We start from the raw sequence: 17662 nt of genomic DNA on the forward strand, positions 1-17662 counted from the left end.
AGGGGAAGGAACGCGAACTTGTCGTCCCTCACGGTAGGGACAAGGTCCTGCCCCCCGTGACCGAAGGACCGTGCCCCTGCGGGGGGCGCACGCGCACGCTGGCTCCATGGAACCGACACGCACCGTCGCCCGCGCCCTGGTCGCGCCGGGCAAGGGCATCCTCGCCGCCGACGAGAGCCACCCCACGATGGCCAAGCGCCTCGCGCAGGTCGGCCTGGAGTCCACCGAGGAGAGGCGCCGGGCCTACCGGGAGATCCTGCTGACGACCCCCGGGCTGTCCGAGCACGTCAGCGGGGTCATCCTCTACGACGAGACCATCCGCCAGTCGACCGGCGACGGCACCCCCTTCCCCGAGGTGCTCGCCCGGGCCGGGATCATCCCCGGGATCAAGGTCGACGGGGGCACCACGCCGCTCGCCGGGGCGCCGGGCGAGGTGGTCACCCAGGGTCTGGACGGCCTGCGTGAGCGGCTGGCCGAGTACGCCGGGCTCGGCGCCCGCTTCGCCAAGTGGCGCGCCGTCATCCGGATCGGTCCCGGCACGCCGTCGGCGGCGTGCGTCGAGGCCAACGCGCACGCCCTGGCCCGGTACGCCGCGCTGGCCCAGGAGGCGGGCCTGGTGCCGGTCGTCGAGCCCGAGGTCCTGATGGACGGCCCGCACAGCCTGGAGCGCTGCGCGAGCGTCACGGCGCTCACCCTGCGTGCGGTCTACGACCAGCTGGCCCGCCAAGGGGTCGAGCTGGATGCGACGCTGCTCAAGCCGAGCATGGTGCTGCCGGGCAGCGACGCCGAGCCGGTCGGCGACGACGTCATCGCCGACCGGACGATCGCCGTGCTGCGCGACACGGTGCCCGCCTCGGTCCCGGGGCTCGTCTTCCTCTCCGGGGGCCAGACCCCGGAGCAGGCCACGGCGCGCCTCGACGCGCTCAACCGTCGGGCCCCCCAGCCCTGGGAGCTCAGCTTCTCCTTCGGCCGCGCGCTCCAGGCCCCGGTGCTGCGGGCCTGGGCCGGCCGCGCCGAGAACACCGGCGCAGCCCAGGCCGCGCTGCTCACCCGGGCCCGGCTCAACGGCGCGGCCCGCCACGGGCGCTACCGACCCGACATGGAGCGTCAGGTGGCCGAGGCCCTCCCGTCGTAGGACGCCGGGGTGATGTTGTTGTTGAGCCGGAAGAAGTTGTCCGGGTCGTAGTGCGCCTTGATCTCCTCCAGGCGCTGGAGGTTGGCCTTGTCGAAGGCGCTCTCCACGCCGACGGTCGTCGCCTCGTCGGCCACGCCGGTGAAGTTGAGGTAGAGGGTCCCGGTCCCGAGCTCGTGCACCTGTCCCCAGGCGCCGCGGACCCACGAGATGACCCTCTCGTCATCGGCCGGGTCCTCCCAGTTGCCGTCGAAGGACACCATCCAGTTGGCCGACCGCTCGCTGTAGGGGGTCTCCTCGACCGGCACCCGGTTGATCGCGCCACCCATGAGGAAGGCGATGACGAAGGTCCGCGCCGAGGGCCTGTTGCGGGCGCGGTCGACGAGGATGTCCACGATCGGGTCCGTGAGGTGCTCGACGTACGTCGACTTCCAGTAGCTGCGCAGCGTCCCGCGGCGGAAGAACTCGTCGAAGGCACTCTGCACGCCGGCGTAGGGCAGCGGACCCGAGATGTCGACGAGCGGCGTCCCGATCTCGCGCAGCGGGCCCAGGACCTCCATCCCCGCGTCGGGGTCGCCCGAATGGACCGCCGCGGTCACCACGAACGGGGTGTTGTGGACCTCCGGCGGCGTGTGCTCGCTCGGCGGCAGCGTGGTGCACCCGATCATGGCGGAGACCTCGTCGGGCGCGGACTCGGCCCAGTCGCGGAACCGGCGGTAGACGTCCTCCGCGTCCTCGACCGGGTGGAAGACGCCGGCGAAGGCCACCGTCGGACCCACGGGATGGCAGCGGAACGTGAACGAGGTGACCACCCCGAAGTTGCCGCCCCCGCCGCGGATGGCCCAGAACAGGTCGGGCTCGGACTCGGCCGATGCCGTGCGGACGTGCCCGTCGGCCCCCACGACCTGGGCGGACAGCAGGTTGTCGACCGCCATGCCGTACTTGCGGCGTACCCATCCCTCGCCGCCGCCGAGCGTGAGGCCGGCGACGCCGGTGTCCGAGACGATGCCGTTGGGCGCGACCAGGCCGAACGCCTGGGTCTCGTGGTCCATGTCGCCGACGAGGGCACCCGCCTGGACGTGCACCGTGCGGGCCAGCGGGTCGACCTCGACGCCGTCCATCCGCGCCAGGTCGAGGAGCATCCCGCCGTCGACGCTGGAGAGCCCCGCGATGGAGTGGCCGCCCCCACGGACCGCCACCAGGAGCTGCCTCTCGCGGGCGAAGGTGATCGCGGCGACCACGTCCGCCGTGCCCGTGGGGCGCACCACGAGTGCCGGCCGCCCCGGATGCATCGCGTTGTACGGCGGCCGCATCTCCGCCCAGCCCGGGTCCCCGGGCGTGAGGACGTCCCCCCGGACCGCGGCCCGGAGCTCCTCGAGGTCCTCGTCACTGATCGTCGTCTCGGCGCCCCGGAGCGTCGCCACCATCGTGGTCATCGCTTGCCCTCCCTGCGGGTTCTGAGGACGGCCCAACCATCGAGGCTAGACCCGCTCCGCGGGCGCGGGAATGGTCAATGCGAGGTAGTCCCGCTGGGCGATCGCCCGCCCTGGTGGACGTCGACGCGCAGCAGCCGGCTGGCCAGGTCGACACCCGGTCCGAGCAGCACGATCACCGCGACGGTGCCGGCCCCGACGGTGGCGCCGAGGAGCCACCCCACCAGCGCCCCGAGACCCTGGACCGCGCTGTAGCTCCACCGGAACGGCACGGGCGGGTCCCACGCGAGCGCTGCGGCCTCGGCCGGCCCGGCGCCCGTGTGGCTGCCGAGGTAGACCGCGATCCCCACCGCGAGGACGGGGAAGGCCGCCGCCAGCAGGAGCACCCGGGCGAGGAGGTCGTCCGGGGCGTCGAGCAGGCCCAGGACGGCCGACACGGTGACGCCCACGAGCACGACCTGGACGACGGTGCCGAGCCCGGGCCTGACCCGGCGCAGCGCGGCGAGGACGACCAGTGCCACGCCGACCATCGTGTTGGCGATCCAGAAGGACAGCCCGGTGGCGAGCGAGATCCCGTTGACGAGCGTCGAGTAGCCGTCCGACCCCAGGTCGGCGGTGAGGAAGAGCCCCACCCCGGCGCCGAGCACCACGCACCCGACGAGCAGCATGACCAGCTGGCGCGCGTCGTACGTCATGACCGGAGCATGGCAGGCGGGCCCGCCCGGGGACATGGCAGGCTGGGCCCGCCATGCCCCCACCCCCGTCCGACTTCGGCGACCGCAGGCTGCTCCTCGTCGTCGACGCCCCGTCGCTGCTGCACCGCAACCACCACGCCCGCGCGCACACCCGGGTCATGGACCGGGCCGGGCGCCCGGTGTGGGCGCTGCACGGGATGCTGCGCCAGATCCTGGAGTCCATCGACGGCTTCGCCCCCGACGCGGTGATCTTCGGGCTCGACGACCGCACGGCGTCCGAGCGGCGCGACCGCTACCCCGACTACAAGGCCGGCCGGGCCGAGAAGCACCCCGAGCTCGTCGACCAGCTCGAGCGCGCCGGCGCCCTGCTGGACGCGCTGGGACTGGCCACCCTCACGCCGCCGGGCCTCGAGGCCGACGACGTCAACGCCTCCGGCGCCGCGTGGGCCCGCGCCCACGACTGGAGCTGCGTGATCATCACCTCCGACCGCGACGCCTTCGCCCACATCAGCGACCACACCCGGGTGCTGCGCCTCATCGACGGCGGCATCAACGGCTCACCGCTGCTCACCCCGTCCCGGCTCCACGCGATGTACGGCGTCGCCGCCGAGAACTACCTGGAGTACGCCGCGCTGCGCGGCGACGCCAGCGACAACCTGCCCGGGGTCACCGGCATCGGCGAGAAGGCCGCCGCCGCCCTGCTCGCCGCCGCGGGCTCGATGCAGGCCGTGTGGGCCGACATCGAGCACGACGAGGGCCGCTCGCTCGTCGCGGCGCTGGACGCGCTGGCCGCGGAGTCCGGGGGACGACGGCTGGGCGCGGGCGTCGTACGCCGCCTGAGCGCACCCGGGGCGCGCGAGCGCTACGAGTTCAACGTCGCGCTGATGTCCGGGCGCGACGACCTCGACCTCGGCCTGACCCCGGACGTGCCGGGCACCCCGGGGCTGCTCCCCCTCGACGTCGACCGGGTCAGCCGGGTCGTGGGGTTCCTGGGCATCGAGGCGACCACCGCCCTCGCGGTCCGCGTGCTCACCGGCGACCCGGCATCGCGGTCACTCAGCCGCTGAAGACGACCCCGCCGGTGCGGCGAGCCGCGACCCTGGCCCACCTCCTGCCGTAGGCGGGCCAGGATGCGCCGCCCTCCGGCGCGATGACCGCCCGGTGGTCCCGGACGAAGTGGTGGACCTCGCCGGGTCCGCTCCAGAGCCGCACGTGGGCGACCCCGCGGTCCCGCGCCCGGTTGCCGTCGAAGACGTACGCCGTGAAGTCCTGCGGCCCGGTCCGGCAGGTCAGCAGCCCGTCGCTGCTGGACACCGCGTTGGGACCGGGACGGTAGGCGAACGACTCGCACCGCAGGTCCGCGGCGATGCGCGCCGCCACCGTGCCGTTGCCCGGCCGGGGCGCGGCGTCGGCCGGCACCGCGTGCAGGGCGGTCAGGGCGAGGACCGCCCGGACCGGAGCCAGCCCGCGCAGGGCGCGGGACCGGGGTCCCGCACCGCACCCGGCTGTTGCTCCCCTGCCGGTCCCGCTCATGGGCTCCCCTCCCGTCCCGGACATCGTCCACCCGGCCGCGCCGGACCACCAGCGGCCGGCGGGCCCAACGTCCCGGGCATCCGGACCGACGGGCCCTCCCCGCACCCCGGGCGGGCCGGGAGATTGGAGGTACCGGCAGCGACCCCGCTGGCGGCGACTGGAGGAGACGCAGATGGACACCGCCGACGTACCCCTGGGCACGATCGTGGCCGCGATCGACGGCTCCACCTCGTCCGACCTGGCGGTCACCTTCGCGGTGGCCCAGGCCAGGGCCACCCGCAGGCCGCTGACGCTGGTCCACGCGCTCTCCCCCATGGACACCGTGTGGCTCGCCCCGGTGGGCATGGGACCGGCCATGGGCACCGGCATCGGGCTCGAGGCGCTGGAGAACCAGGCCAAGGAGCTGCTGGCCCGTGCGCACGCCGAGGTGACCGCCGCCGCCCCGGACGTCGAGGTCCACCAGATGCTCGGGTTCGGCGACCCGCGACAGGTGCTGCTCGACGTGGCGGGCCGCGCGTCGCTGGTCGTCATGGGCTCGCGCGGGCTCGGTCCGGTGCGCTCCCTGCTGCTCGGCTCGGTCGCGGTGGGCGTGTCCCACCACACGCCCTGCCCGCTGGTCGTGATGCGCCCCGGGGACGGGACCGAGCGCACCGGGATCCTGGTCGCCGTCGACGGCTCCGAGCGGTGCCTGGCGCCCCTGGAGTTCGCCTACCAGCAGGCCTCGATGCACCAGCTGCCGCTGACCGTGCTGCACGCCTACTGGGACGTCCGGCACGCCGCCGTGCACGCCCACGACGACCAGGAGGGCGTCCACGCCGACGAGGAGGAGCTGCTGCTCCTCGCCGAGATCCTCGCCGGCATGGCGGAGAAGTACCCCGACGTGGTCGTCCGCCGCACGCTGGCCACCGGCCTCGCCGACCTGGCCGTCCTGGACGCCGCCGCCGACAAGGAGATGGTCGTCCTCGGCACCCACCACGGCAGCAAGGCGGGCGAGATGCTCTTCGGGTCGGTCGCCACCACCGTGCTCGAGCACGCGACCTGCACCGTGGCCGTCGTACCGCTCTCCCTGAAGGACTAGCGCGACCTCACGGCTCCAGGCAGGCGGGGATCGAGTCGGTCCGGCCCACCGGGTCGCCCGTGCGGCCCTGCGGGTCGAGCACCTTGACCCACGCCACGGTGGGGAGGGCCCGCAGGGTCGGGATGATCGACCCCGCCACCGTCACCGTGGACCCGCCGCTGCTGCAGCCGCCGGTGAGCCGGACCCGGGCGATCCCGCCGGCGACCGAGAGGTCCGCGAAGCCCTTGGCGCGCGAGCGGAGCAGCCGCAGGCCGGCGCGCCGCTCGGCGGGCAGGGGTCCGGCGAACAAGCGGTCCATGAGGCCGACCGCCGGCGTGCGCGGACGCACGGGCCGCATCCGGGAGACGAAGTAGGGCTCGACGTTGTCGACGAAGCGGTCCCGGTCGAGGAACCACACCGGCCGCTGCTCGGTGCGGAACCCGGCCTTGACGTCGATGACGACCCGGCTCGGGTCCTCCAGCGTGGAGACCTCGAAGGAGGTCCGCTTCGCGACCCCGATGCCGTACGTCGTCACCGCCTCGAAGTCGCCCGCCCGGACCGTGGTCATCACGTTGGGCAGCGCCCAGGCGCGTCTCCGGGGCACGGTCTGCCCGCTCGCGTCGTGGGCCTGCGCGGGTGAGAGCACCACCCGCAGGATCGCCCGCCCGGGCACACGGACCGGCAGCCCCGAGCCGTCGGCGACCAGCCGGTCGACGTACTGCACGCGCCGGGTGGACGGCAGGCCGCCCTCGAACTCGAGGACGACGCGGTCGAAGCCGGGGTGGTGGGCGGCGCGGATGGCGACCAGGGTCGGCGTCTCCGGCGCGGTCGTCGCCCGCACGGGTGCGGACCCGCCGGCGGCCGTGCCCGAGAGGACGGCGGTCAGCAGCACGGGAGCCGCGAGCAGGTACGCCGACCGGCCGGGCCGCATCAGCCCGCCTGTTCGCCCAGCCGTGGGTGGGGAACCCGGACGCCGCGGCGCAGCAGCAGGTGGCGGGCGACCAGCTCCGCCTCGTCGGGGAGCACGGGCAGCGGGCAGCCGGCGTTGCGGACCAGGCGCACGGCGCGCCAGTAGGCGCGGAGCACGACGCCGGGCGGCACGTCCTGGACCTCGTCGACCAGTCGTCCAGCGACCTCGAGCATCGTCTCGTGGGTGTGGCGCACCTCGCTCGCGGTGACCATGCGGTCTCCCCCGTCCGTCTTTCCGTCGCGGTCGCCCACCACGGTGCGGGCCGCCGCGACGGCTGGCTAGGGCCGAAGGTCCCGGGACTTCGCGTCGGTGACCGGCCACACGTAGGGAGGCAGCCACCCGCCGTGCCGGGCCGCGACGTCGTCGAGGATCTGCTCGCGCACCCGCACCACCACCATCCGCTCCGCGACGGTGGTGGCCAGGGCGAGCTGCCGGGTCGACTCCGTCCACTGCCGTCGCAGCGCCTCGTCCGGCTCCGCGAGCCCGGCGCGCGCGATGCGGGTCGGCCCCGAACGGCGCCGCAGGCGGTCCAGGACCTTCTGCACGACCCACGGCGCGGCCAGGACCAGCACGACCGCCGCGGTCGCGGTCGCGGGTCCGAGCAGCCGCGAGAGGCCCGGGAGGAGGGTGACGGCGACGGCCAGCACCACGCCCTTGACGATCGGGTGCCGCACGTCGGCGAGGTCCTCCTGGAACGACACGGCGATGAGGCCGCCGAACAGGCCCATGGCGACGGCCACGGCCAGGAACAGGCCGGGCGGCATCGTGAGGGCGGTGGCCACGACAGCCACCAGGGCCACGACGGTGACCATCACGCGCCACACCAACCGGTAGGTCCTCATGCGTCCAGCGTGACCCCGCGCGCCTGCCGTCGGCAGGGCCCGAAGACCCGGCCCGAGGGGCCGATCGGGGACGAAGGTCCCGCGGGGTCGGGGCAGCAAGACTCCGGCGCCCGCCGGACGCTCCGTCCGACGATGGGGGCACCGGACCAGCGAGAGGACAGGACAGTCATGAAGGCACTCGTCTACGGCGGCGTCGACCACCGATCCTGGGTCGACGTACCCGACCCAGCGGTCAAGGACCCGGACGACGCGATCGTGCGCGTCGACGCGGTCACCATCTGCGGCACCGACCTGCACATCCTCAAGGGCGACGTGCCCGAGGTCGAGGCCGGGCGCATCCTGGGCCACGAGGCGGTGGGCACCGTGCTCGAGGTGGGTGACCACGTCCGCGACATCAAGGTCGGCGACCGGGTGCTCGTGTCGTGCATCTCCTCGTGCGGCCGGTGCCGCTACTGCAAGGAGGGCCGTTACGGGCAGTGCCAGGGTGGCGGCGGCTGGGTGCTCGGCCACCTCATCGACGGGACCCAGGCCGAGAAGGTGCGCGTGCCGTACGCCGACCACTCCCTGCACGTGCTCCCCGACAACGTGAGCAACGAGGACGCCCTGATGCTCGCCGACATCCTGCCCACGTCGTACGAGGTGGGGGTCCTGGCCGGGCGGGTCTCCCCCGGCGACACCGTCGTGGTGGTCGGCGCCGGCCCGATCGGACTCGCCGCGCTGATGACCGCGCGGCTCTTCAGCCCGTCGCGCGTCGTCATGGTGGACCCCGCGGAGTCCCGTCGCCGCAGCGCGCTGGAGGCGGGCGCCGACGACGTGGTCGGCCCCGAGGGGGCGGCGGCGATGGTGGCCTCGCTCACCGGCGGTGCCGGGGCGGACGTGGCCATCGAGGCCGTCGGCGTCCCGAGCAGCTTCGAGCTGTGCACCGAGCTCGTGCGCCCCGGCGGGCACGTCGCCAACGTCGGCGTGCACGGCGAGCCGGCGACGCTGCACCTGGAGACCCTCTGGATCAAGGACGTCACGATCACCACCGGCCTCGTCGACACGCGCACGACGCCGCTCCTGCTCCGCCTGCTGAGCGAGGGCAAGCTCGACGTCGGCGCGCTGTGCACGCACCGCTACGGCATCGACGAGATGCAGGACGCCTACGACGTCTTCTCGCGGGCGGGCGAGACCGGGGCGCTCAAGGTGGCGCTCTTCAACCCCGACGCCGTGTGACGCGTCACCGAGCCGTCGACCCGAGGAGGCCCGCATGGAGCACGCCGTCCGCACGACGGGCCTGACCAAGCGCTTCGGCGACCACGTCGTCCTGGGCGACCTCGACCTCCTCGTCCCCGCGGGGTGCGTCTTCGGCTACCTCGGGCCGAACGGCGCGGGCAAGACGACCACCATCAAGCTGCTCGCCGGGCTGTGGCGTGCGACGTCCGGCCGGGCCGAGGTCCTCGGCGTCGACGTGGCCGCGGACCGGGACGGGGTCCAGGGCCGCATCGGCTACCTGCCCGGTGACTTCGCGGGCTACCCCGACATGACCGGACGCCAGCTGGTCGGCCTGCTCGGCGCCCTCCGGGGCGGCACCGACTGGGCCAGCGTGACGGTGCTGGCCGAGCGGTTCGACCTCGACCTGGACAAGCGGATGGGCACGCTGTCGCACGGCAACCGTCGCAAGGTCGGGATCGTGCAGGCCTTCATGGGGCATCCCGAGCTGCTGGTCCTCGACGAGCCGACCCAGGGCCTCGACCCGTTGATGCAGCGCGAGTTCCTCGCGCTCCTGGGCGAGGTCCGCGACGAGGGACGCACCGTGCTGCTCTCCTCCCACGTGCTCTCGGAGGTCGAGGCGGTGGCCGACGTGGTCGGCATCCTCGACCAGGGCCGCCTGCTCGCCACGAGGTCCATGGCCCAGCTCCACGCCGACGCCGTGCGCCGCGTCGACCTGCGCTTCGAGCACGACCCCCCGGTCGACGCGCTGCGCGCCGCGGCCGGGGTGCGACGCGTCGACGTCGTCGGCACCACCGTGCACGTGTCGGTGGCCGGGTCGATGGCCGACCTGTTCCGCGCCGCGGCCCCGCACGGGGTCTCCAGCGCGACCACCCACGAGACCGACCTGGCCGACCTGTTCCTCGGCTTCTACGAGAGGGGTGAGCCGTCCGATGCGCAGCATCTACGCCAAGGCGCTGTGGGACCAGCGGCGTAGCCTGCCCGCCTGGGCCGGCGCGCTCTCCGCGCTCGTCCTGCTCGAGTCCGCGATGTGGCCGTGGATGGCCGACATGCCCGACTTCGACGCCTACCTCCAGGACTTCCCGCCGGCGATGCGGGAGATGTTCTCCCTCGAGGAGATGACCACCGGGCAGGGCTTCCTCAACGCCGAGCTCTTCTCGTTGGTGCTGCCGATGCTGCTCATCGTCTTCGGCATCACGCACGGCGCGCGGATGGTCGCCGGGGAGGAGCAGGCCGGGACCCTCGACCTGCTCCTGGTCACCCCGCTCACCACCACCCGCCTGCTCCTCGAGGAGCTGGCCGCACTCGTCACCGGGGTCGCCCTGCTGGGGCTGGCCGTGCTCGCATCGACCCTGGCCGGCACCGCCGCCTTCGGGCTCGGCATCACCGCCGGGGCGGCCTTCTCGGGGTCGCTGGCCATCACCCTGCTCGGCATCGAGCTCGGCGCGGTGGCGCTGGTCGCCGGTGCCCTGACGGGGCGTCGCGGGGTGGCCATCGGCGTGGCGTCGGCGGTCGGCCTGGCGGCCTACGTCCTCTACATCGCGGGGGTCTTCGTGGAGGAGCTGGCGTCCTGGCAGGGCCTGACCCCCTTCGACCAGGCCCTTCACGAGGGACCGCTCTCCCCCGGCCTCCCGGCCACCTACCTGTGGCTCGTGCTGGGCACCGCGGTCGTGGGCCTGGCCGCGCTGCCGCTGTGGGCGCGGCGCGACATCGGCGCCCACACCTGAGCGCCGGGCCGGGGAGGAGGGGGGCGTGGGCGGGCTCGAGCTGTGGCAGTCCATGGGCGTGGCCCTGGCCATCGGGCTGCTGATCGGCGCCGAACGCGAGCGGGACCGGCCAGGACGTACCGCCGGTGTCCGTACCTTCGCCCTGGTCGCCCTGATCGGCTCCGTCGCCGTGCAGGTGCCCACGGTGGTCGCCGTCGTCCTCTGCGCGGGCGTGGTCCTGCTGGTCGTCGCGGGGTACGTCGTGTCCGAGGACGAGGACCGGGGCATCACCACCGAGACCGCCGTCATCGCCACCCTGGGGCTCGGGGCGCTGAGCCACACCGCCCCGGCCGTCGCGGTGGCGGTCGCGGTCACCACCACCGTCCTGCTCGTCTCCCGGGAGAACCTGCACCGATTCGTCCGCGAGACCGTCACCGACCAGGAGCGGTCGGACGCGCTGGTGTTCTTCGTGGCGGCCTTCGTCGTGCTTCCCGTGCTGCCGTCCGGCGAGGTCGGACCGTACGGCGCGTGGGTGCCCCAGCGCATCTGGCTGCTCGTGGTGCTCATCATCGCCATCAGCTGGGTCGGGTACGCCGCCACCCGGCTGCTGGGCGCGCGACGCGGCGTGATGATCGGCGGCCTGGCCGGCGGGTTCGTGTCCGGGACCGCCACCACCGGCGTGATGGCCGCCCGCGCCCGCCGTCGGGAGGTGCCGGTGCGCGGGGCGCTCGCCGGCGCCCTGCTCGCCAGCGTCGCCACCCTCGTCCAGCTCGCGGTCGTCACGTCGCTCGTCGACTCGCGCGTCACCGTCCGCCTGCTGCCGGCGATCGTGGCCGGCAGCGTCGTGATGGTCGCCGAGGCCTGGTGGCTCGGCCGGTCGGTCCGCGGCGAGGACGACGCCGCCGCCGCGGGGCGCCCCTTCGCGATCGTGCCCGCCCTCGTGCTCGCCGCGATCATCTCGATCGTGCTGCCCGTGGCGCTGTGGCTCCAGGACCGGTACGGCGCGGCCGGCGCCCTCGCGGCCAGCGCGACCGCGGCGCTGGCCGACGTCCACGGCGCGAGCGTCGCCATGACCACGCTGGTGCACACCGGTGACCTCAGCCTCGCGACGGCGGTGGCGGCGATCGGTGCCGGGCTGGCGACCAACACCCTCGGCAAGGTCGTCGTCGGAGCAGCGGGCGGTGGCGCACGCTTCGCCGGCGCGCTGCTGCTGTGCCTCCTCCCGGCCATCGCCGTCGTCGCGCTGGCGTTGGCCCTCGCCTGACCGTGTCGTTGGGCGGACACATCCCCTCCATGTTGGGCTTCCGGCAGGGCCGCCGGGTGCAGGGCGGCTCGGGCTCGCCTGGATTGTCCGCAGACACGCCTGTGGCCCCGCCGGAGGTGCTGTCGACGGGGTGCGGGGCGTGGTGACTACTGGTCGGGCGGGCGCAGGTCCGGCACGCCTGAGCGGGTCGCGCCTCCCGGTTCGGGCCAGGCCCGTCCGGTCGATCGGCTGCCGGTGTGGTCGCGGCGGTAGGTCCAGCCCAGCGGGCTGGTCCAGTCGAACACCCCGGGCTTGGTCATCACGTAGCGCCAGCGGCCCTTGGTCTTGAGCCGATGATGGCGGCGGCACAGGGCGGCGAGGTTGTCCGTCGACGTCGGTCCACCCCGGTCGGGACGCTCGTGGTCGTAGGGGACGATGTGGTCGAGGTCGCCGTGCCGGGCGTTGCGTCCGCACCACGGGAAGACGCACGTGCCGTCGCGGACGATCACGTAGTCCCGCATGGCGGCGGTGGGCGTGTAGCCCTTCGTCTCCAACCGTTCGCGCAGGTCGATGACCGGCTTGACGACCACCGACGCGTCGGGACGGCCGCACCAGGCGCGGACCTGCTCCACCGACAGGAGCCGTTGGCCGGCCTGCTCGACCCGCGCACACAACGCCTCGCCGGCCATGTTCCCGGTCGAGGTGCCCCTCGGGTCCTGCAGGCCGGTGATGGCGTCGGCCGACAGGTGCGCGTAGATCACGATCTGCGTCACGGGAGCGGCTGGTTTCGAGCCTCGCTTCGCTCGCACCGCAACCGACGAATCTGCGTCGCCGTCGCTCTCGGTGTCGTGGAAGCCGAGGGTCAGCTGCCGGCGCGCCAGGTCACCCAGCGCGGTGGCGCGGCGTCCGTCGACGGTGTCGGTGGACCCTAGCTTGGCGAGGTGCTCCGCGCCGGAGGCGACGGCCTCGCGGAGGGCGAGGGCGTCGGGGATCTCCAGGTCGGCCTCGAGGTGCATGGTGCCGTCGAAGGAGACCTGCTGGGTGTCGAAGGTGACGTTGCGCTTGTCCGCGCTCTTCTCCAGCGCCTGCTCCACGGCGTCGGGCATGTGGCGCACCCGGGCCTCGTCCACCACCCTGCCCAAGGCGGAGGGGGTGAGGCGGTTGGCGCACCAGAACACCTGCGAGTCGACGTAGGTCGCGGCTTCGAGGGTGAGGTCGAGGGTGGTCTGCGCGATCACCCGGGCCCGCCAGCCGGCCACCAGGCCTGCCTGGACGGCACCCCACAGCTGCGGGAGCCGGTAGGCGACCTCGACGCACTCGGTCAGGAACCGCCCCGCCGAATCACACGTGCGACCGAGCATGGTCGCGAACTCCGGGACGCAGAACTCATCGATCGACGGCGACCCTTCACCGGCGAAGGTCTTGGGGGAGGTGAAGCACGCCTCCGCGTGCTCGGGGTCCGCGAGGTGGAGGTCGGCCCAGTGCACGCCGAGCCGCATCATCTCCACGTCGTTGCGGTCGGCGGCCTGCTTGCGCTCACGCACCGCACGCAACAGCTCGGCCGGGGTGTCCGGCAGAGCGGGAGCAGCGGGCGTCTTCATGGGTCCTACTCAAGCAGGGACCACCGACATCGCGACGCCGGAGAACGGCCCCCTGTGGACAGTGGTGTCGGGGCTTCGCGGCTCGCTGACGCTCGCCCCTCACCCCACCGGACGGGCATGGATCTCCAACTCTGCCGATGCAGCACCGGCGCCGGCGCCACGTGCAGTTCGACCTCAGCTTCCGAGCGTCGCCTTGAAGGCCAGGTGCCCCATGAGGTTGGGACGATTGAGGCGGTACGCGACGCGGCTCCACTCCGTCGCGAATCCCGTCAGCCGGCGGGGCAGGTAGGGCTCGTAGGCGCGAGGCAGGTCCCACATCCGGAAGTCCACCTCGGAGAAGCCCGCCCGCTCGAGATGGCGGCTGACCGAGCGGATGGTGTTGATCCGGTACTCGGTGTGGAAGTGGTACTCGTCGACCTCACGGGGGTCGCGCACGTGGCGGAGCAGCCACTCCTCGAGGCCCAGCCGGGACGTCGCCCAGGTCGTCAGACCGAAGTAGTGCCACTGGTTGAGGGTGAGAGCCAGGAAGACACCGGTCGGCTTGAGCACCCGTGCTGCCGCCTCGGTGAACTCGACCGGATCAGCGACGTGCTCCATCACGAAGACGGCGAAGGCGACGTCGAAACGATCGGCGTGCTCGAGCGAGAAGGCCTCCAACGTCGCCTGGTGGCGCTCGTCCGCCTCGCCGTTGTCCGCCACACGTGCGCTCGGGTCGACCACCACGAGGAGGCCGGCGCGACCTCTGATCCGGGGAAAGTCGCCTGAGGCGTTGCAGCCGCCTCCGACGTTGAGGACGGCGGCGCCGCGGGGAGTCGACGCGGCGACCCAGCGAGCGAAGTGACGCACGGGGCGCGGCGGCGGCGGGATCACGTGCACCGTTGCCGCGATCCCCGATCGGCTCGATCGCCGTGGCGTCGGAGTCACCACCGGATCATCTTGCTCCGCCGGCTCGGCGCTCGGCCACGGCCATAGGACCTCCCGTACGACGTCCCGCGAGTCGCGCGCGACGCTCTTCGTCGGAGAGGCGGGTCGTCCCGGGGACGTCGAACCTCGCGGGCCGGCGCGAGCCGGTCGGCGTACGTCAGGGCGCGAGCGGGTCGTCGGGCAGGTCGCCCGGCTTCACCGCGGCCGGGTCCACCCACTGGTGGGCCTGCCCCATGAAGGTGTGCACGAATCCGCACCGGACGCAGATGACTCCCTCGGCCGAGCGGTTGAGCCAGTCCAGGTCCATGAATGTCATGCCCGTCGTGGTCATCTTGATCTCGCGGCTCGCGAACACCAGGCCACTGCACACATGGCAGGACAAGAAGGTCTGGGTCGGACGGATGAAGACGTGCACCTGCGGCTCCCAGGAAGGTCGGTCGGGGTGGCGAGCCTAGGGCCGAGCTCCGGGCCGCGTCCCGACGACGTCCCGGCCCATCCGGCGTGGCACACGACGGTGCACCGCGCCCGGCCCGACAGGATGTCGCACGTGAGCGCACCTGAGCCCGACCCCTGGACCTACGTGGTGACCGACGTCGAGCTCGACGGGCCATGGCCGGGCATCAACTCCATGCGCTCCTTCGCATCGGTGGCGGTGTCCGCGGACGGCGTCGAGCACGGGCGCTTCGAAGCGGTCCTGGAGCCGCTGCCGGGCACGTCCCCGGATGCCGGCACGATGGCGTGGTTCGCCACCCAGCCTGGGGCGTGGGAGGCCGCGATCACGGACCCCGAGCCCGTCGGGCCCGTGATGGACCGGTACGTCGCCTGGCTCCGGGACCTGCCCTGGCCCCGGATGTTCGCGGCCTTCCCCCTGGCGTTGGACGGCATCTGGATGGACCACTACCTGCGCCGGTTCACGTCGTACGGCATCCGGCAGGGCCACCACGAGACCGACAGGCTGTTCGTCGGCGGCGGACTGTGCCTCCGCAGCTACGCGGCGGCCGTCACGGGGACGTCTGCGGGGCTCGTCGACGTCGACACCCTCCCCAGCGACTGGTTCGGCGACGTCGAGCACACGCACCGCGCGATCGACGACACCGTGGGCTACGCCAACCTGTTGGTCGAGCTGTTCCGCAGGGCCCGGCACGAGGACCGACGCGAAGGGTGTTGACCTTGCCCCAGCGGCAAGGACCACGGTCGTCCCACCGGTGACCGTCACCGGGGAGGATGGAGACGATGACCCGGCCCCACGTGCTCATGACGATCGGTGACTTCGCCCGCGACTCGGGACTGACGCCGAAGGCGTTGCGGCTGTACGACGACCTGGGCCTGCTGGTCCCTGTGCAGGTCGACCTGCACTCGGGTTACCGGCGGTACGCCCGCTCGCAGCTCGGGCGCGCCCGGCTGGTGGCGACCCTGCGACTGCTGGGGATGCCGCTGGCCCGCATCAGGCAGGTCGTCGACCTCGCGCCCGCTGCTGCGGCGCAGGAGGTCGCGGCGTACTGGTCCCAGGTCGAGGCGGACACCGCGACCCGCCGGGACATCGTCACCACCCTCGTCCACCAGCTGAGGAACGAGGAACACCCCATGACCACCACGACCCAGTCCCTCCACGCCGAGATCGGATCCAGCCACTGCCGGGGACGACGCGAGCGGCAGCAGGACGCGCTCGTCGCCACGCCCGCCCTCGTCGCCGTCGCCGACGGCTTCGGCGACCGCGACGACGTGGCCGCCGCGGCCCTCGCGGCGTTTGCCGTGGGCGGCCTCGACGAGGCCGTCTCCGGGATCGCGGCAGACGTCAGCACGGCCCTGCCGGACCAGCCGTCGTCGGGCACCACCCTCACCGCCGTCGTGCTCGACGGCGCCACGGCGCGGATCACGCACGTCGGTGACGCGCGGGTCTGGCTGGTGCGGGACAGGGAGCTCCGGCAGGTCACCCACGACCACACGGTCGTGGCGGCTCTGCTGGAGGCCGGCCAGCTGACCTCCGACGAGGCCAGGTCGCACGAGCATCGGAACCTGCTGAACCGCGCCCTCACCCCGGGCGTCGTCGCCGACGAGACCGCGCTGGACCTGCGGCCGGGTGACCGGCTGGCGCTGACCACCGACGGCGTGCACGCCCACCTGGACGACCTCGCCCCGCTCCTCACGAGGACGGCTGCTCCGCAGGACGTCGCCGACGCGGTCGCGGCCGCCGTCACCGAGGCCGGCGAACCCGACAACCACACGATCGTGGTGGTCGACCTGGCCCCGCGGTGATGCCCTGGCCGGACCTTCTCACCCGAGGGCAGACCACACTGCCGACAGGTCGGCGAACCAGAGCCGTCCGTCGGTGACGACCCACCCCGTGTCCTTCTCGTTGTAGCCGAGGCGCGCCGCCTGCAGCGTCCCCTCAGGCCCCGGGACCATCGTCCAGCCTCTCGGGTGCTGCAGCCACACGTACTCCGTCGACCGCCTGGACGACCAGAACGAGCCGGCCACCCCACCCCGGCTCCTCGGAGCCGTAGGGCTCACCGTCCACGTGCGCGACGCACACGTGCGGGTGTGCGGGGTCGAGGTCGACCCGGGGCGCGGGGAGCGGTGTGCCGGCATGGCTGAGCACCAGAGGCCGGCCCTCGCGGTGCCCGGCCAGGACCGGCTCCCAGCGGGTGTAGGAGTCGGTCCAGCCGTCCGGTGCGTCGACCACACTGATCTGCGCCCACTCACCGTTGGCGTAGGACCAGGCGCTCGCGCCGACGCCGTCGGTCCCGGGGGCTGTCGCGTCCGGCGCCAGGCGTCCCGCGACCACGAGCCCGATCTCCCGGCCGGCGACGACGAGGTCCTCCTCCGTCTGGCCGGCCGCGAGTCGCGGTCCGGGCTGCGGGGTCTCCCCGCCGTACTCGTAGGCGTGCAGGCGACCGGACGCACTCAGTGCGAGGTTGCACGGGTCTTCGTCACCCATCACGACCCAGCCGGTGACGTAGGGGTCCGACTCGTCCGCCGCGGCCCACTCGGCGGCGTCCCCGCCGGGGTGCGTCCGCGGGGGTCGACCGCCCGTCACGTGCAGGTCCCCCGCGTCGTCCTGCAGGACGCCGGAGACGCGACCCTGCCACGGCGGCAGGACCTCGCCGCCCTTCCCCGTCGGGAGCACCGCGGCCGCGAAGGGCCGATCCTCCCGCCGACCCCACACGTGGACGCCGCGGCCTTAGTGGCAGACGTTGCTGAGGCCCTCGGCCAGCGCCCCGTCCAGGTCGACCTCGCGCCAGTCGATCACCGAGGCCTCGTCCCTTCGCGCACCACGATCATGGCGCCAGCATGGACGACCCGGCCGCCCACGA

General features: G+C 73.6%; 20 protein-coding genes. 9 read left to right on the forward strand and 11 right to left on the reverse strand.

Features of this window, described 5'->3' with window-relative positions:
- Positions 1–106 precede the first annotated feature (106 nt).
- Positions 107–1135, forward strand: coding sequence for a class I fructose-bisphosphate aldolase (locus DAI17_RS10135; RefSeq protein WP_107772925.1), 1029 nt, complete (start codon positions 107–109; stop codon positions 1133–1135).
- Here the strand turns inward: DAI17_RS10135 and DAI17_RS10140 are convergent.
- Both DAI17_RS10140 and DAI17_RS10145 read right to left on the reverse strand, forming a co-directional pair.
- On the reverse strand, positions 1108–2568 hold the full coding sequence (locus tag DAI17_RS10140) for an FAD-binding oxidoreductase (RefSeq protein ID WP_107772800.1): 1461 nt from the start codon (positions 2566–2568) through the stop codon (positions 1108–1110). The genes DAI17_RS10135 and DAI17_RS10140 overlap by 28 nt on opposite strands.
- A gap of 74 nt (positions 2569–2642) precedes the next feature.
- Positions 2643–3260, reverse strand: a complete 618-nt coding sequence (locus DAI17_RS10145) for a hypothetical protein (RefSeq protein WP_107772801.1) — start codon at positions 3258–3260, stop codon at positions 2643–2645.
- 53 nt (positions 3261–3313) lie between these two features.
- On the opposite strand from DAI17_RS10145, the gene DAI17_RS10150 reads away from it, so the two are divergent.
- Positions 3314–4327, forward strand: a complete 1014-nt coding sequence (locus DAI17_RS10150) for a 5'-3' exonuclease (protein WP_107772802.1) — start codon at positions 3314–3316, stop codon at positions 4325–4327.
- On the opposite strand, the gene DAI17_RS10155 is transcribed toward DAI17_RS10150, so the two are convergent.
- The gene (locus DAI17_RS10155; RefSeq protein ID WP_159081466.1) at positions 4317–4793 is read right to left on the reverse strand and encodes a hypothetical protein; all 477 of its coding nucleotides are present in this window, start codon (positions 4791–4793) and stop codon (positions 4317–4319) included. The two genes, DAI17_RS10150 and DAI17_RS10155, sit on opposite strands and share 11 nt — an antisense overlap.
- Positions 4794–4965: 172 nt before the next feature.
- On the opposite strand from DAI17_RS10155, the gene DAI17_RS10160 reads away from it, so the two are divergent.
- Positions 4966–5871 carry a universal stress protein gene (locus DAI17_RS10160; RefSeq protein ID WP_159081467.1) on the forward strand — a complete coding sequence of 302 codons (906 nt, stop codon included), beginning with the start codon at positions 4966–4968 and terminating at the stop codon, positions 5869–5871.
- A gap of 7 nt (positions 5872–5878) precedes the next feature.
- On the opposite strand, the gene DAI17_RS10165 is transcribed toward DAI17_RS10160, so the two are convergent.
- The 3 genes from DAI17_RS10165 to DAI17_RS10175 form a co-directional block, all read right to left on the reverse strand.
- Entirely contained in the window at positions 5879–6781 is a 903-nt protein-coding gene (locus tag DAI17_RS10165; RefSeq protein ID WP_107772805.1) for an AMIN-like domain-containing (lipo)protein, read from the reverse strand.
- Positions 6781–7032 (reverse strand): hypothetical protein, encoded by a 252-nt coding sequence (locus DAI17_RS10170; RefSeq protein WP_107772806.1) that lies wholly within the window; start codon positions 7030–7032, stop codon positions 6781–6783. Before DAI17_RS10170 ends, DAI17_RS10165 begins: the two co-directional genes overlap by 1 nt.
- Positions 7033–7098: 66 nt before the next feature.
- Positions 7099–7662: a hypothetical protein gene (locus DAI17_RS10175; protein ID WP_159081468.1), complete on the reverse strand. Its 564-nt coding sequence runs from the start codon at positions 7660–7662 to the stop codon at positions 7099–7101.
- Between the two features lie 168 nt (positions 7663–7830).
- On the opposite strand from DAI17_RS10175, the gene DAI17_RS10180 reads away from it, so the two are divergent.
- The 4 genes from DAI17_RS10180 to DAI17_RS10195 are packed head-to-tail and all read left to right on the forward strand — an operon-like array spanning position 7831 to position 11844.
- Complete coding sequence (locus tag DAI17_RS10180) at positions 7831–8877, forward strand: alcohol dehydrogenase catalytic domain-containing protein (RefSeq protein ID WP_107772808.1); 1047 nt, start codon at positions 7831–7833, stop codon at positions 8875–8877.
- A 34-nt stretch (positions 8878–8911) separates the two neighbouring features.
- Complete coding sequence (locus DAI17_RS10185) at positions 8912–9850, forward strand: ABC transporter ATP-binding protein (RefSeq protein WP_107772809.1); 939 nt, start codon at positions 8912–8914, stop codon at positions 9848–9850.
- A complete protein-coding gene (locus DAI17_RS10190; protein WP_107772810.1) occupies positions 9807–10601 on the forward strand; it encodes an ABC transporter permease subunit in 795 nt (264 codons plus the stop codon). Before DAI17_RS10185 ends, DAI17_RS10190 begins: the two co-directional genes overlap by 44 nt.
- Positions 10602–10626: 25 nt before the next feature.
- Positions 10627–11844 (forward strand): MgtC/SapB family protein, encoded by a 1218-nt coding sequence (locus DAI17_RS10195; protein WP_107772811.1) that lies wholly within the window; start codon positions 10627–10629, stop codon positions 11842–11844.
- A 146-nt stretch (positions 11845–11990) separates the two neighbouring features.
- On the opposite strand, the gene DAI17_RS21520 is transcribed toward DAI17_RS10195, so the two are convergent.
- From DAI17_RS21520 to DAI17_RS10210, 3 genes are all read right to left on the reverse strand, one after another.
- A complete protein-coding gene (locus DAI17_RS21520; protein WP_107772812.1) occupies positions 11991–13424 on the reverse strand; it encodes an HNH endonuclease in 1434 nt (477 codons plus the stop codon).
- A gap of 174 nt (positions 13425–13598) precedes the next feature.
- On the reverse strand, positions 13599–14270 hold the full coding sequence (locus DAI17_RS10205; protein ID WP_159081469.1) for a class I SAM-dependent methyltransferase: 672 nt from the start codon (positions 14268–14270) through the stop codon (positions 13599–13601).
- Positions 14271–14505: 235 nt separating this feature from the next.
- Positions 14506–14703 carry a hypothetical protein gene (locus DAI17_RS10210; protein WP_159081470.1) on the reverse strand — a complete coding sequence of 66 codons (198 nt, stop codon included), beginning with the start codon at positions 14701–14703 and terminating at the stop codon, positions 14506–14508.
- Between the two features lie 192 nt (positions 14704–14895).
- Between DAI17_RS10210 and DAI17_RS10215 the strand changes: the two genes are divergently transcribed.
- Positions 14896–15516 carry a hypothetical protein gene (locus tag DAI17_RS10215; protein ID WP_199905051.1) on the forward strand — a complete coding sequence of 207 codons (621 nt, stop codon included), beginning with the start codon at positions 14896–14898 and terminating at the stop codon, positions 15514–15516.
- A gap of 65 nt (positions 15517–15581) precedes the next feature.
- Positions 15582–16604 carry a MerR family transcriptional regulator gene (locus DAI17_RS10220; protein WP_107772926.1) on the forward strand — a complete coding sequence of 341 codons (1023 nt, stop codon included), beginning with the start codon at positions 15582–15584 and terminating at the stop codon, positions 16602–16604.
- A gap of 18 nt (positions 16605–16622) precedes the next feature.
- On the opposite strand, the gene DAI17_RS21655 is transcribed toward DAI17_RS10220, so the two are convergent.
- Complete coding sequence (locus DAI17_RS21655) at positions 16623–16754, reverse strand: hypothetical protein (protein WP_267894722.1); 132 nt, start codon at positions 16752–16754, stop codon at positions 16623–16625.
- Entirely contained in the window at positions 16738–17475 is a 738-nt protein-coding gene (locus DAI17_RS10225; RefSeq protein ID WP_159081471.1) for a hypothetical protein, read from the reverse strand. Before DAI17_RS10225 ends, DAI17_RS21655 begins: the two co-directional genes overlap by 17 nt.
- Between the last annotated feature and the right edge of the window lie 187 nt (positions 17476–17662).

This window comes from Nocardioides sediminis (assembly GCF_003047295.1).
GTDB classification, from domain to species: Bacteria; Actinomycetota; Actinomycetes; order Propionibacteriales; family Nocardioidaceae; genus Nocardioides; species Nocardioides sediminis.

Excerpts from the sequence above, each read along its gene's own strand:
- DAI17_RS10135 (WP_107772925.1), top strand. The coding sequence starts at position 107 with ATGGAACCGACACGCACCGTCGCCCGCGCCCTGGTCGCGCCGGGCAAG.
- DAI17_RS10145 (WP_107772801.1), bottom strand. The coding sequence starts at position 3,260 with ATGACGTACGACGCGCGCCAGCTGGTCATGCTGCTCGTCGGGTGCGTG.
- DAI17_RS10190 (WP_107772810.1), top strand. The coding sequence starts at position 9,807 with ATGCGCAGCATCTACGCCAAGGCGCTGTGGGACCAGCGGCGTAGCCTG.
- DAI17_RS21655 (WP_267894722.1), bottom strand. The coding sequence starts at position 16,754 with ATGGTCCCGGGGCCTGAGGGGACGCTGCAGGCGGCGCGCCTCGGCTAC.
- DAI17_RS10175 (WP_159081468.1), bottom strand. The coding sequence starts at position 7,662 with ATGAGGACCTACCGGTTGGTGTGGCGCGTGATGGTCACCGTCGTGGCC.
- DAI17_RS10165 (WP_107772805.1), bottom strand. The coding sequence starts at position 6,781 with ATGCGGCCCGGCCGGTCGGCGTACCTGCTCGCGGCTCCCGTGCTGCTG.
- DAI17_RS10155 (WP_159081466.1), bottom strand. The coding sequence starts at position 4,793 with ATGAGCGGGACCGGCAGGGGAGCAACAGCCGGGTGCGGTGCGGGACCC.
- DAI17_RS10150 (WP_107772802.1), top strand. The coding sequence starts at position 3,314 with ATGCCCCCACCCCCGTCCGACTTCGGCGACCGCAGGCTGCTCCTCGTC.
- DAI17_RS10140 (WP_107772800.1), bottom strand. The coding sequence starts at position 2,568 with ATGACCACGATGGTGGCGACGCTCCGGGGCGCCGAGACGACGATCAGT.
- DAI17_RS10180 (WP_107772808.1), top strand. The coding sequence starts at position 7,831 with ATGAAGGCACTCGTCTACGGCGGCGTCGACCACCGATCCTGGGTCGAC.
- DAI17_RS10170 (WP_107772806.1), bottom strand. The coding sequence starts at position 7,032 with ATGGTCACCGCGAGCGAGGTGCGCCACACCCACGAGACGATGCTCGAG.
- DAI17_RS10220 (WP_107772926.1), top strand. The coding sequence starts at position 15,582 with ATGACCCGGCCCCACGTGCTCATGACGATCGGTGACTTCGCCCGCGAC.
- DAI17_RS10185 (WP_107772809.1), top strand. The coding sequence starts at position 8,912 with ATGGAGCACGCCGTCCGCACGACGGGCCTGACCAAGCGCTTCGGCGAC.
- DAI17_RS21520 (WP_107772812.1), bottom strand. The coding sequence starts at position 13,424 with ATGAAGACGCCCGCTGCTCCCGCTCTGCCGGACACCCCGGCCGAGCTG.
- DAI17_RS10160 (WP_159081467.1), top strand. The coding sequence starts at position 4,966 with ATGGACACCGCCGACGTACCCCTGGGCACGATCGTGGCCGCGATCGAC.